This is a genomic window from Massilia hydrophila (genome assembly GCF_020208145.1).
GTDB lineage: Bacteria > Pseudomonadota > Gammaproteobacteria > Burkholderiales > Burkholderiaceae_D > Telluria > Telluria hydrophila.
The window spans coordinates 156,329-169,075 of sequence record NZ_JAHYBX010000004.1; the positions used below are offsets into that span (position 1 = coordinate 156,329).

11 protein-coding genes are annotated in these 12,747 nt (G+C 65.4%); all 11 read left to right on the forward strand.

Annotated features, from left to right (window positions below):
• Positions 1 to 41 precede the first annotated feature (41 nt).
• On the forward strand, positions 42 to 935 hold the full coding sequence (locus LE190_RS12650; protein WP_225239037.1) for a DUF3667 domain-containing protein: 894 nt from the start codon (positions 42 to 44) through the stop codon (positions 933 to 935).
• A gap of 176 nt (positions 936 to 1,111) precedes the next feature.
• On the forward strand, positions 1,112 to 2,023 hold the full coding sequence (locus LE190_RS12655) for an NAD kinase (RefSeq protein ID WP_225239038.1): 912 nt from the start codon (positions 1,112 to 1,114) through the stop codon (positions 2,021 to 2,023).
• Positions 2,024 to 2,071: 48 nt separating this feature from the next.
• Positions 2,072 to 3,736: a DNA repair protein RecN gene (recN, locus tag LE190_RS12660; RefSeq protein WP_225239039.1), complete on the forward strand. Its 1,665-nt coding sequence runs from the start codon at positions 2,072 to 2,074 to the stop codon at positions 3,734 to 3,736.
• A gap of 97 nt (positions 3,737 to 3,833) precedes the next feature.
• Positions 3,834 to 4,262 carry an organic hydroperoxide resistance protein gene (locus LE190_RS12665; RefSeq protein WP_225239040.1) on the forward strand — a complete coding sequence of 143 codons (429 nt, stop codon included), beginning with the start codon at positions 3,834 to 3,836 and terminating at the stop codon, positions 4,260 to 4,262.
• A 98-nt stretch (positions 4,263 to 4,360) separates the two neighbouring features.
• Positions 4,361 to 5,464, forward strand: a complete 1,104-nt coding sequence (gene hemH, locus LE190_RS12670) for a ferrochelatase (RefSeq protein WP_225239041.1) — start codon at positions 4,361 to 4,363, stop codon at positions 5,462 to 5,464.
• Between the two features lie 393 nt (positions 5,465 to 5,857).
• Positions 5,858 to 6,454 carry a nucleotide exchange factor GrpE gene (gene grpE, locus LE190_RS12675; protein ID WP_225239042.1) on the forward strand — a complete coding sequence of 199 codons (597 nt, stop codon included), beginning with the start codon at positions 5,858 to 5,860 and terminating at the stop codon, positions 6,452 to 6,454.
• A 111-nt stretch (positions 6,455 to 6,565) separates the two neighbouring features.
• On the forward strand, positions 6,566 to 8,503 hold the full coding sequence (gene dnaK / locus LE190_RS12680) for a molecular chaperone DnaK (RefSeq protein ID WP_225239043.1): 1,938 nt from the start codon (positions 6,566 to 6,568) through the stop codon (positions 8,501 to 8,503).
• A gap of 129 nt (positions 8,504 to 8,632) precedes the next feature.
• Positions 8,633 to 9,760, forward strand: coding sequence for a molecular chaperone DnaJ (gene dnaJ / locus LE190_RS12685; RefSeq protein ID WP_225239044.1), 1,128 nt, complete (start codon positions 8,633 to 8,635; stop codon positions 9,758 to 9,760).
• A 129-nt stretch (positions 9,761 to 9,889) separates the two neighbouring features.
• Positions 9,890 to 10,585 carry a carbonate dehydratase gene (gene can / locus LE190_RS12690; RefSeq protein WP_225239045.1) on the forward strand — a complete coding sequence of 232 codons (696 nt, stop codon included), beginning with the start codon at positions 9,890 to 9,892 and terminating at the stop codon, positions 10,583 to 10,585.
• Complete coding sequence (locus LE190_RS12695) at positions 10,563 to 10,931, forward strand: nucleotide pyrophosphohydrolase (RefSeq protein ID WP_225239046.1); 369 nt, start codon at positions 10,563 to 10,565, stop codon at positions 10,929 to 10,931. Before can ends, LE190_RS12695 begins: the two co-directional genes overlap by 23 nt.
• Before the next feature lie 179 nt (positions 10,932 to 11,110).
• Complete coding sequence (locus LE190_RS12700) at positions 11,111 to 12,739, forward strand: S41 family peptidase (RefSeq protein ID WP_225239047.1); 1,629 nt, start codon at positions 11,111 to 11,113, stop codon at positions 12,737 to 12,739.
• Positions 12,740 to 12,747: the final 8 nt, after the last annotated feature.

The window sequence follows — 12,747 nt, forward strand, 5'->3', positions numbered from 1 at the left end:
CCTTAACATGACGGCTTGGACGATTTTGCCGGACCAGCCCCGTGACCACCCAAGCCCTCGACACCCGTCATCACAGCGCCTGCAAGAACTGCGGCACGGCCGCTTCCGGCAACTTCTGCCACCAGTGCGGCCAGGCGACCCACCTGCACGTGCCGAGCGCACGCGAGTTCCTGCACGAGTTCATCGCGCACTACGTGGCGATCGAGGGCAAGCTGTGGCACTCGCTCAAGCTGCTGCTGTTCAAGCCGGGCCTGCTGACCCGCGAATACATCGAAGGCCGGCGCGTGCGCTACATCGAGCCGCTACGCCTGTACCTGAGCTTCAGCATCATCTTTTTCGCGTTGTTCAAGGTGGGCGGGGTACAGGAGATCAACATCGGCAGCCGCGGTGACACGCCGCCGGCGCTGAGTGCTCCGGCCGGCGTGCAGCCGCCGGCCACGACGGAGGATTCGGCGGACTTCAAGGAGTTCCAGGACAAGGGCAAGCGCATGCTGGGCCAGCTCAGCCCGCGGCTGGAAGAAGGCGCCGGCCGCTTCTTTGCCCTGAGCGAAAAGGAGCGCAAGGACACCGCCAAGCGGGTCTTCTTCAGCTACACCCCGTACGCGATCTTCCTGATGATGCCGGTGTTCGCGCTCTACCTGAAACTGCTCTACCTCGGCTCGGGGCGGCGCTACGGCGAGCACTTCCTGTTCGCCCTGCACAGCAATGCCTTTGCCTTCATGATGCTGAGCCTGGTCATGCTGGCCGACGGCTGGAACTTCGTGCGCCTGGTGCTGGTGGGCTGGCTGCTGTTTTACCTGCCGACCGCGATGCGGCGCGTGTATGGCGGCGGCCGCTTCATGACGGCGCTGCGCTGGATCGTGCTGATGTTCCTGCACGTACTGACCTTGACGCTCGCGGTGACGCTGGCGGTGGCCATCGGCCTGCTGCTCTGAACGGCACTGCGCGCCGCCATCTTGCCGATTCCGGCAGGCGCCCGGTATACTGTTTATTTGTACAGTGAATCGATGCGTGCCTGCCGGGTCCCTTCCTGCCTTGCGCCCTGCCTCTCGTATAGCAGGCGCGGGGATAATCGGTTAATCTCGTAGTCCCATCCAACTGCTCCTGGACCATGTCAGTGTCGCCCGAAAAGCAAAAAATCATCGCGCTCGTGGTAAGGCAGAACACGCCCGGCATCGAAGAGCCGGCGCGCCGCCTTACCCAGTTCCTGTCCGGCGCCGGCTACCGGGTGGTATTCGAGGCCGATACCGCGGCCTACCTGGACACCCTGGGCATCGATGGCATCGAAGCCATGTCGGTGGCCGAGATCGGCGAGCAGGGCAGCTACGCGGTGGTGATGGGCGGCGACGGCACCATGCTCGGCATCGCGCGCCAGCTGGCCCGGTACGAGATCCCGCTGATCGGCATCAACTCGGGCCGCCTCGGCTTCATTACCGACATTCCGCTCGAGCGCATGGTGCCGGCCCTGCACGAGATCCTGCAGGGCCAGGCGCGCGCCGAGGAGCGCACCCTGCTCGAGGCGCGGGTGGTGCGCGACGGCGCGGAGATCTTCTGCAGCGTCGCCTTCAACGATGTGGTGGTGGCGCGCGGCACCGGCGCCGGCATGGTCGAACTGAAGCTCACCGTGGACGGAGAGTTCATGTACAACCAGCGCGCCGACGGCCTGATCGTGTCCACGCCGACCGGCTCCACCGCTTATGCGCTGTCGGCCGGCGGACCGCTGCTGCATCCGCGCGTGCGGGGCATCGTGCTGGTACCGATCGCGCCGCACGCGCTGTCGAACCGGCCGATCGTGGTGCCCGAATCGAGCGAGATCGTGGTGGAACTGGTGGCCGGGCGCGACATCAGCGTCAACTTCGACATGCAGACCTTCACCAGCCTGCAACTGGGCGACCGCATCGTCATCTCGCGCTCGCCGCACACGGTCACCTTCCTGCATCCGCATGGCTGGAGCTATTACCATACGCTGCGCGAAAAACTGCACTGGAACGAATACCCGACCAACGAAGGCAAGCTCACCTGAGCTGCCGTCCACCGCCGCCAAGCAAAAAAACAGGAGACCCGACCTTTCATGCTGCGCACACTTACCATTCGTGACTTCGTCATTGTCGACGCCATCGAACTCGAGTTCGCGCACGGCTTCACGGTATTCACCGGCGAGACCGGCGCCGGCAAGTCGATCCTGATCGATGCGCTGCAGCTGGCGCTGGGCGGACGCGGCGACGCGAGCATGGTGCGCGAGGGCGCGGCCAAGGCCGACATCAGCGCCGAGTTCGCGCTGACGACCTCGGCGGCCTCGTGGCTGGGTTTCCACGAATTCCCCTACGACGAAGGGGTGGCCCTGATGCGCCGCGTGATCGACAACGCAGGGCGCTCCAAGGCCTGGATCAACGGCATCAGCGCCACCGCGGCCCAGCTGCGCGAACTGGGCGAGATGCTGGTCGACATCCATGGCCAGCACGCGCACCAGTCGCTGCTGAAAAGCGATGCCCAGCGCGCCCTGCTGGACAACCAGATCGCCCTGCGCGACCCGGACGCCAGCCAGGACGTGCTGGGCACCGCCGCCGCCTACAAGGCCTGGCGCGCGCTGGTGCGCCAGCGGGAGGAATTCGAGAACGACGCGCGCAATGTACTGCTCGAGCGCGAGCGCCTGGAGTGGCAGGTGGGCGAGCTCGACAAGCTGGCGCCAAAAGCCGGCGAGTGGGCCGAGATCAGCAACGAGCACAGCCGCCTGTCGCACGCGGCCAGCCTGCTCGAAGGGGCCCAGGAAGCGCTGCAGGCGATTTCCGAAGCCGACCACCCGATCCTGTCGCAGCTGTCCTCGCTCAATGCCCGGCTGGGCAAGCTGGTGGACGTGGACAGCCAGCTGCAGGCCGTACTCGACTGCATGGAGCCGGCCCGCATCCAGCTGCAGGAAGCGGTGTACGCGCTCAACAACTACATCGACAAGGTCGAGCTTGATCCGGACCGCCTGCGCGAGGTGGATGCGCGCATGGAAGCGCTGCACAGCGCCGCGCGCAAGTACCGCACCACGCCGGAACAGCTGCACGAGGAGCACGCGGCCCTGTCCGCCAAGCTGCGCCAGCTGGCCGACGCCAGCGACATCGAGGGCTTGCGCAAGCAGGAAGAGAAGGCGAAAGGCGCCTACCTGGAAGTGGCGCGGCGCCTGTCGCAGCGGCGCGCGGGGGCGGCCGTGGAGCTGGGCAAGGGCGTCACCAGCGCCATGCAGGACCTGAGCATGAGCGGCGGCAGCTTCGTGGTGGCCCTGAACGAAGGCGAACCGGGCGCGCATGGCCTGGAGCAGGTCGAGTTCCTGGTGGCCGGCCACCAGGGGGTGGCGCCGCGCCCGCTGGCCAAGGTGGCTTCCGGCGGCGAACTGGCGCGCATCTCGCTGGCGATCGCCGTGATCACCGCCAACGCCACCGCCACGCCGACCCTGATCTTCGACGAGGTCGATACCGGCATCGGCGGTGGCGTGGCGGAAGTCGTGGGACGCCTGCTCAAGCGCCTCGGCCAGCAGCGGCAGGTGCTGTGCGTGACCCACCTGCCGCAGGTGGCGAGCCAGGCCAACCAGCACTTCCAGGTGGCCAAGGGGACGACGGGCGAGGGCCGCACCGTTTCGCGCATCGACGTGCTCGATACCCGGGCCCGGGTGGAAGAGGTGGCGCGCATGCTGGGTGGCATCGAGATCACCGAGACCACGCGCAAGCATGCGCGGGAGTTGCTGGCGTCGTAACGCCCTCCCTGCGGTCCTGCCGGATTATCCATTCTGTGGCAAAGTGATAAACGTTCCGCGCTGGCGGATCCATCCAACCACCACAGGAGGATTTCGAATGAGCATCGACAACGTGCTGTACCGCGCCAAGGCCACCTCGCAAGGCGGCCGTGAAGGCAGTTCGAAGAGTTCCGACAATGTGCTCGACCTGAAACTGAGCACCCCGAAGGAACTGGGCGGCGGCGGCGGTAGCGGCACCAATCCCGAGCAGCTGTTCGCGGCCGGGTATTCCGCCTGCTTCCTGGGCGCCCTGAAGTTCGTCGCGGCCAAGGAAAAAGTCAGCCTGCCGCAAGAGCTGACCGTGACCGGCGAAGTCGGCATCGGTCCGATCCCGACCGGCTTCGGCATCGAGGTCGACCTCACCGTCAAGGGCCCTGGCATGGACCCGGCCCAGCTGCAAGACCTGGTCGAGAAGGCGCACGTGGTCTGTCCGTACTCGAACGCGACCCGTAACAACATCGACGTGCGGCTGCATACGAGCACCTGAGCAGCAACTGCGCAGGAACTGAGCAGCCTGCGCGGTTTCACGCCAGCGAGGGGAACGCCACTTATATAATAGGGTGTTCCCCTTTCCGTCTCCAGCCCATGCCCTTCAGAAAAGAACCGCCCTTCGCCCACGGCAGCCTGCCTTCCAGCGCCATCGTGCTGGTCAACCTCGGCACTCCCGACGAGCCGACCCCGCGCGCCGTGCGCCGCTACCTGAAGCAGTTTCTTTCCGATCCACGCGTGGTCGAGATCCCGGCCTTCATCTGGTGGTGCATCCTGCACCTGGTCATCCTGCCTTTCCGCTCCGGCAAGTCGGCCGCCAAGTACCGCACGATCTGGACCAAGGAAGGGTCACCGCTCAAGGTGCACACGCAGAAGCAGGCGGCGCTGCTGGAAAAGACCCTGGCCGAACGCGGCCACGAAGGCGTGAAGGTGGTAATGGCCATGCGCTACGGGTCGCCGTCCCTGCATGACGTGCTTGCGCGTCTGCAGGCCGAGCACTGCCAGCGCATCGTGCTGCTGCCGGCTTATCCGCAATATTCCGGCACCACCACCGCCTCGGTCTGGGATGCCGTCTTCGCCCACTATGCCGGGGTGCGCAACGTGCCTGAACTGCGCCTGGTGCGCCACTACCATGACCACGAAGCCTATATCGAGGCGCTGCGGACCGAGGTCGAAGCCTATTGGGAAGCGAACGGCCGTGGCGACAAGCTGGTGATGAGCTTCCACGGCACCCCGAAGCGCACCCTGATGCTGGGCGACCCGTACTTCTGCGAATGCCACAAGACCGCGCGCCTGCTGGCGGTGGCGCTGGGCATGGGCGCCGACGAGTACATCGTCACCTTCCAGTCGCGCTTCGGCAAGGCCGAGTGGCTGCAGCCGTATACCGCCCAGACCGTGCAGGACCTGGCACGCCAGGGCCTGGGGCGCATCGACATGATCTGCCCCGGCTTCACCAGCGACTGCCTGGAAACCCTGGAAGAAATCAATATGGAAGTGCGGCAGGATTTCGAAGCCGCCGGCGGCAAGGAATACCACTACATTCCTTGCCTGAACGAGGCGCCGGCGTGGATCACGGGCCTGGCCGAGATCGCCGAACAGCACCTGATCGGCTGGCCAACCATCCTGACGCCGGCCCAGCGCGCCGCCCAGAAGCGCGACGTGCAGGTGGGCGCCCAGCACGCGGCCCAGCTGGGAGCCTGAAGCGACGCTACCGGCCTGTTAGAATGGCAGGCTGCCTGGCCTGGTCTTGTAGGCGACGATCAGGCATGCCACGGCGAAGCGCTGATCCCGACATAGCATAGCCATGCAAGCACCGCCAGGGTGTAAAGCACGACAGCGCCGCTGATCAGTTGGAGTCTCATGATGGTTCCCGGTAGGCGCGGCAACGCCGCAATCTTGACAAGAAGATTAAGACTTTTCGCCGGGAAATGATTGAGGAAATCCGTAAATCTTGTAACAAATAATTTCTCAAACTTTAGCAAACTGTCAGTAAAGCCCCTTGAAAATGTAGGACATCGCCCCATGTAGGGGCCTGTGTGTCAGGCAGGACACTTTACCAACTCAGCCAAGTCCTTGATTCTAGGAGTTTTTTCGATGCAAGACCAAGAAAACCAAGAGGTGACCCAACAGGGTGCCGCGCCGCAGGACGATGCCGCTACCGCCGCTACCGCCGCCAATGAGGCAGCGCAAGCCAGCGCCGGACAAGCCGGTGTGCCGCCGGGCGGCGCCGGGTCGGACCTGGAAGCCCAGCTGAGCGCTACCGAAGCCAAGCTGGCCGAGATGCATGATGCTTTCATGCGCGCGAAAGCCGATGCGGAGAATATCCGCCGCCGCGCCCAGGAAGACGTGACCAAGGCCCATAAATTTGCCATCGAAAGCTTCGCCGAGGCCATGGTGCCGGTGCGCGACAGCCTGGAAATGGCGCTGAAAGTCGAGACCCAGACCGTCGAAGCCATCCGTGAGGGCGTGGAAATGACGCTCAAGCAGTTGACGGCCGCTTTTGAAAAGAACCGCCTGGTCGAGGTCATGCCGCAAGCGGGCGAGAAGCTGGACCCGAACAAGCACCAGGCCGTGGCCGTGGTGCCATCCGAGCAGGAAGCCAATACCGTGGTCGCCGTGCTGCAAAAGGGCTACATGATCGCCGACCGCCTGCTGCGTCCGGCCATCGTGACGGCCGCCGCACCGAAATAAGCAGGAGCTGGATGCTGCGCTGCCAAATGCCCCAGCGGCATCTCTTGAAAGCGCGCAGTTTTTCCCAATATTGAATCCATCCGAAACTACAGCATTTAAAAGGAAAACAACATGGGCAAGATCATCGGTATTGACCTGGGAACCACCAACTCCTGCGTCGCCATCATGGAAAATGGCCAGCCTAAGGTCATCGAGAACGCGGAAGGCGCGCGCACCACGCCGTCGATCATCGCGTACCAGGAAGACGGCGAGATCCTGGTCGGCGCGCCGGCCAAGCGCCAGGCTGTGACCAACCCGAAGAACACCCTGTTCGCGGTGAAGCGCCTGATCGGCCGCAAGTTCCAGGAAAAGGAAGTCCAGAAAGACATCTCGCTGATGCCTTACCAGATCCTGGCCGCCGACAACGGCGACGCCTGGGTCGGCGTGCGCGACAAGAAGCTGGCGCCGCCGCAGATCTCGGCTGAAGTCCTGCGCAAGATGAAGAAGACCGCCGAAGACTACCTCGGCGAAGAAGTGACCGAAGCGGTCATCACCGTGCCGGCCTATTTCAACGACTCGCAGCGCCAGGCGACCAAGGACGCCGGCCGCATCGCGGGCCTGGACGTCAAGCGCATCATCAACGAGCCGACCGCGGCCGCGCTGGCCTTCGGCCTCGATAAAACCGACAAGGGCGACCGCAAGATCGCCGTGTACGACCTCGGCGGCGGCACCTTCGACGTGTCGATCATCGAGATCGCCGACGTCGATGGCGAGAAGCAGTTCGAAGTGCTGTCGACCAACGGCGACACCTTCCTGGGCGGCGAAGACTTCGACCAGCGCGTGATCGACTACATCATCGACGAGTTCAAGAAGATCAACGGCCTCGACCTGTCGAAGGACCCGATCGCCCTGCAGCGCATCAAGGCTTCGGCCGAGCGCGCCAAGATCGAACTGTCGTCGGCGCAGCAGACCGAGATCAACGAGCCGTACATCGCCATGGCGAACGGCGCGCCGGTCCACCTGAACCTGAAGATCACCCGCGCCAAGCTGGAAGCCCTGGTCGAGGAACTGGTCGCCAAGACCATCGAGCCGTGCCGCGTCGCCATCAAGGATGCCGGCATCAAGGTTTCGGACATCGACGACATCATCCTGGTCGGCGGCATGACCCGCATGCCGAAGGTGCAGGAAAAGGTGAAGGAGTTCTTCGGCAAGGATCCGCGCAAGGACGTCAACCCGGACGAAGCCGTCGCCGTCGGCGCCGCCATCCAGGGCTCGGTCCTGTCGGGCGAGCGCAAGGACCTGCTGCTGCTGGACGTGACCCCGCTGTCGCTGGGCATCGAAACCCTGGGCGGCGTGATGACCAAGATGATCCACAAGAACACCACGATCCCGACCAAGTTCTCGCAGGTGTTCTCGACCGCCGACGACAACCAGCCGGCCGTGACCATCAAGGTCTACCAGGGCGAGCGTGAAATCGCGGCAGGCAACAAGAGCCTGGGCGAGTTCAACCTCGAAGGCATCCCGCCGGCAGCACGCGGCACCCCGCAGATCGAAGTGACCTTCGACATCGACGCGAACGGCATCCTGCACGTGGGCGCCAAGGACAAGGCCACCGGCAAGGAAAACAAGATCACCATCAAGGCCAACTCGGGCCTGTCGGAAGAAGAAATCCAGAAGATGGTGAAGGACGCCGAGCTGAACGCGGAAGAGGACAAGAAGGTCAAGGAACTGGCCGAAGCCCGCAACGGGGGCGACGCGCTGGTGCACTCGACCAGGAAGTCCCTGACCGAATACGGCGACAAGCTGGAAGCCGGCGAGAAGGAAAAGATCGAAGCGGCGATCGCCGACCTGGAAGGCGCGATCAAGAGCGGCGACAAGGCGGACATCGACGCCAAGACCGCGGCCCTGTCGAGCGCGTCCCAGAAGCTGGGCGAGAAGATGTACGCCGACATGCAGGCGCAGCAGGCCGGCGCGGCCGGTGGCCAGCCAGGCGGCGAATCGGCCGGCCAGCAGCCGCAGCAGGACGACGTGGTCGACGCCGACTTCAAGGAAGTGAAAGACGCGAAGTAATCGCTGGCGGGGGCGGGGTGATCCTCCGTCCCCGGCCAGGGAACCGCCGAGCCGCTGCGACCATCAGGTTCCCCGGCTCGGTTTTTTTGCAACCACCGTTTTACAAGTTCAACAAGCAAGGTGCCGCCAATGGCAAAGCGTGATTTTTACGAGATCCTCGGGGTCGCCAAGAACGCGTCGGAAGACGACATCAAGAAGGCCTATCGCAAGCTTGCGATGAAATACCATCCTGACCGCAACCCCGACAACAAGGAAGCGGAAGAGAAGTTCAAGGAGGTCAAGGAAGCCTACGAGATGCTGACCAATCCGGAAAAACGCGAGGCCTATGACCGCTACGGTCACGCCGGCGTGGACCCGAACATGGGCGGCGGCGGCTTCGGCGCGGGCGCGGGCGGCTTCGGCGATGCCTTCGGCGACATCTTCGGCGACATCTTCGGCGGCGGCCGCGGCCGCGGCGGCGGCGGCCCGCAGGTCTACCGCGGCGCCGACCTGCGCTACAACCTCGAGATCACCCTGGAGCAGGCGGCGCACGGCTACGAGACCACGATCCGCGTGCCGAGCTGGGACAAGTGCGACACCTGCCACGGCAGCGGCGCCAAGCCGGGCACCCAGCCGGTCACCTGCACTACGTGCGCCGGCCATGGCCAGGTGCGCATGCAGCAGGGCTTCTTCAGCATCCAGCAGACCTGCCCGAAGTGCCACGGCAGCGGCAAGATCATCCCGGAACCCTGCGCGGCCTGCGGCGGCGCCGGACGCATCAAGCGCAACAAGACGCTGGAAGTGAAGATCCCGGCCGGCATCGACAACGGCATGCGCATCCGCTCGACCGGCAACGGCGAGCCGGGCACGAACGGCGGCCCGCCGGGCGACCTGTACGTGGAGATCCACATCAAGCCGCACCAGGTGTTCCAGCGCGAAGGCGACGACCTGCACTGCGAGATGCCGATCTCCTTCGCCAAGGCGGCATTGGGCGGCGAGATCGAAGTGCCCACGCTCACCGGCAAGGTCTCGTTCACGGTGCCCGAAGGAACACAGACCGGCAAGACCTTCCGCCTCAAGGGCAAGGGAATCAAGGGCGTGCGCTCCGGCTACACGGGCGACCTGTTCTGCCACGTGGTGGTCGAGACCCCGGTCAAGCTGACCGAGAAACAGAAGGACCTGCTGCGCGAATTCGAACGCATGACGAACGAGGGCGGGGCCAAGCACAGCCCGCAGAGCAAGGGCTGGATGGACAAGGTCAAGGATTTCTTCGAGTAAGAGCCGAAACCAGGAAAACCGCTGATGGCGCATGCCTTCAGCGGTTTTTTTTCGCCTTCGCAGGGTGGGCGGAAATCCGCCCACCCTACTGGTATACTTCCTCTATTCAGCACGCATCAGGGAGAAAAATTGGATAACAAGACGACGGGCGTAAGCGCCGAAGAGCTCTTCGCACGCAACCGCAAATGGGCCGCTTCGATGGTGGCCGAAGACCCGAACTTCTTCAAGGCGCTGTCGGAACAGCAGGCCCCGGAATACCTGTGGATCGGCTGCTCGGACAGCCGCGTGCCGGCCAACGAACTGCTGGGCATGCTGCCGGGCGAGCTGTTCGTGCACCGCAATATCGCCAACGTGGTCGCCCACTCCGACCTGAACTGCCTGAGCGTACTGCAGTTCGCGATCGACGTGCTGAAGGTCAAGCACATTATCCTGTGCGGCCACTACGGCTGCTCGGGCGTGGGCGCGGCCCTCACCGGCACCCGCGTCGGCATGGCCGACAACTGGCTCGGTCACGTGCGCGACGTGCGCGAGAAGCACGGCAAATACCTCGGCAACGTGGCAGGACGCGCCGCCGTCAACCGCCTGGTCGAGCTGAACGTGGCCGAGCAGGTGATCAACGTGGCGCAAACCACCATCGTGCGCGATGCCTGGGAACGCGGCCAGCCGCTGACCATCCACAGCTGGGTCTACGGCGTGCACGACGGCCTGCTGCGCGACCTCGGCATCACGGTCAGCAGCTACGACGAGATCGCGCCCAAGCTGGAGCGCGTGCTTACCGGCTACCTCGACGGCGACAAGGTCCGTGACGAACGCCGCGGACAGTGACCTGGCCCGCCTGCGCGCGCTGGTCCGCACCTTCGTGGATGAACGCGACTGGGACCAGTTCCACACGCCCAAGAACCTCGCCTGCGCGCTGAGCGTGGAAGCGGCCGAGCTGCTGGAACACTTCCAGTGGCTGCAGCACGGCCGCATCGAGGAACTCGGCGCGGACAAGCTGGTCCAGGTGCGCCATGAGATGGCCGACGTGCTGGTGTATCTCGTGCGCCTGGCAGACAAGCTGGAGGTCGACCTGTTCGCCGCGGTGCAGGAAAAGATGGTGCTCAACCGGGAGAAATACCCGGCCGAGCAGGTGCGCGGCGACGCGCGCAAATACCACGAGTACAAGAAGTAGCCGCTGGCGCCTGTCCTCCTGCTTGGGCGCCAGCTGCGCCAGCTCAGGCATGTTCCATTCCCCGGTCCTGCCAGCGTCGCAAGCAGCCTGTTCCGCCAATCGCGCAGCCCGTCGCAATGTTCGGGTGCCGCACCCCGGCCATGGGTAGAATCGCTGCCATTCGCTCATCAGGAGGATCCATGGTACGTCGCATCATCGCGGCCGCAGTCTTCGCGGCCTTGTCCGGAACAGCGCTGGCGCAGGACGCGGGAGGACTGGAGGAGCGCGGCCGCGCCGCCTTCGCCGCCCAGCGCTACGCCGAAGCCGCCACCCTCTACCTGCAGGCGGCGCAGCACGCGCCGAACGGCGGCCTGCTGTACAACGCGGCCTGCGCCCAGGCGCTGGCGGGCGATGCGCAGGGCGCGATGGGAACGCTGCAGAAGGCCTTCGCGGCCGGCTGGGCGAACGCGCAGCACACCGCGCGCGACGACGACCTGGCACCGCTGCGGGGCGATCCGCGCTGGCAGCCGCTGCTGGCGGCGATGAAGGAGCGCGAGGCGCGCGATGCGCGCCTGTTCGATTCGCCCGCGCTGGCCACGCCCTACCGCGCCAACATCAGCGAAGACGAGAAGCTGGCCGGACTGTCCAAGTTCTGGTCCGAGGTGAAGTACAACTTCGTCTACGTCGACAAGCTCAAGGAGCTCGACTGGGACCGCCTGTACCTGGAAACCATCCCGAAGGTGCGCGCCACCACCTCCACCGCCGAGTATTACCAGGTACTGATGGCGCTGTGCGCGAAGCTGCAGGACGGGCATACGAACATCTATCCGGGGCCCGAGCTGGGCGACGCCATGGCGCGCCCGCTGCTGGCCACCCACCTGGTCGAGGGAAGGGTACTGGTACGCGAAGTGTTCGACCCGGCGCTGGCCGCCGCCGGCGTCATGCCAGGCAGCGAGATCCTGGAAGTCGACGGCGAGCCGGTCAAGGCCTATGCCGAACGCGCCATCCAGCCTTACGTCAGCGCTTCCACGCCGCAGGACCTGGAGCGCCGCGTGTACGGCTACCAGTTCCTTATGGGCCCGCGCGACAAGGCGCCCCAGGTGCGCTTCGCGAATGCCGACGGCAGGCGCTTCGTGCTGCCGGTGCCGCGCGTGGACCGCGACAGCCATGCCAGGGCGACGGGCAGCCGGGCACCGTTCGAGCTGCGCAAGCTGCCGGGCAACGTTACCTATGTGGCCCTGAACAGCTTTGGCGACAGCCGCGCCGCCGACGCCTTCCTGGCCGCCTTCGAGCAGGTGGCGTCGAGCCGGGCGCTGGTGATCGACCTGCGCAACAACGGTGGCGGCAATTCGAACGAAGGCTACCGGGTGCTGGCCACGCTCACCGGCGAGCCCTTCGCCACCAGCAAGTGGTCGACCCGCCAGTACCTGCCGACCTACCGCGCCTGGAAGCGTCCGCTACCGGATTTCGAAGGCCGCGCCGGCAGCTGGCAGCCGGATGGCAAGCGCCACTTCCGCGGCCCGGTGGCGGTGCTGACCTCGGGCGGCACCTATTCGGCGGCGGAAGACTTCATGGTGGCCTACGAGAACATGCGGCGCGGTCCGATCGTGGGCGAGCCGACCGGCGGCAGCACCGGCCAGCCACTGATGGTGAGCCTGCCGGGCGGCGGCATGGCGCGCATCTGCACCAAGGCCGACACCCATCCGGACGGCCGGGCCTGGGTCGGCCACGGCATCCAGCCGACCATGCGCGTGGCGCCCACCGTGGCGGACCTGCGCCGCGGCCGCGATACGGTGCTGGAAGCGGCCCTCAAGACACTCAAGCAGTAAGCTCCCGC

Excerpts from the sequence above, each read along its gene's own strand:
- hemH (WP_225239041.1), top strand. The coding sequence starts at position 4,361 with ATGCCCTTCAGAAAAGAACCGCCCTTCGCCCACGGCAGCCTGCCTTCC.
- LE190_RS12700 (WP_225239047.1), top strand. The coding sequence starts at position 11,111 with ATGGTACGTCGCATCATCGCGGCCGCAGTCTTCGCGGCCTTGTCCGGA.
- grpE (WP_225239042.1), top strand. The coding sequence starts at position 5,858 with ATGCAAGACCAAGAAAACCAAGAGGTGACCCAACAGGGTGCCGCGCCG.
- recN (WP_225239039.1), top strand. The coding sequence starts at position 2,072 with ATGCTGCGCACACTTACCATTCGTGACTTCGTCATTGTCGACGCCATC.
- LE190_RS12665 (WP_225239040.1), top strand. The coding sequence starts at position 3,834 with ATGAGCATCGACAACGTGCTGTACCGCGCCAAGGCCACCTCGCAAGGC.
- dnaJ (WP_225239044.1), top strand. The coding sequence starts at position 8,633 with ATGGCAAAGCGTGATTTTTACGAGATCCTCGGGGTCGCCAAGAACGCG.
- dnaK (WP_225239043.1), top strand. The coding sequence starts at position 6,566 with ATGGGCAAGATCATCGGTATTGACCTGGGAACCACCAACTCCTGCGTC.
- LE190_RS12655 (WP_225239038.1), top strand. The coding sequence starts at position 1,112 with ATGTCAGTGTCGCCCGAAAAGCAAAAAATCATCGCGCTCGTGGTAAGG.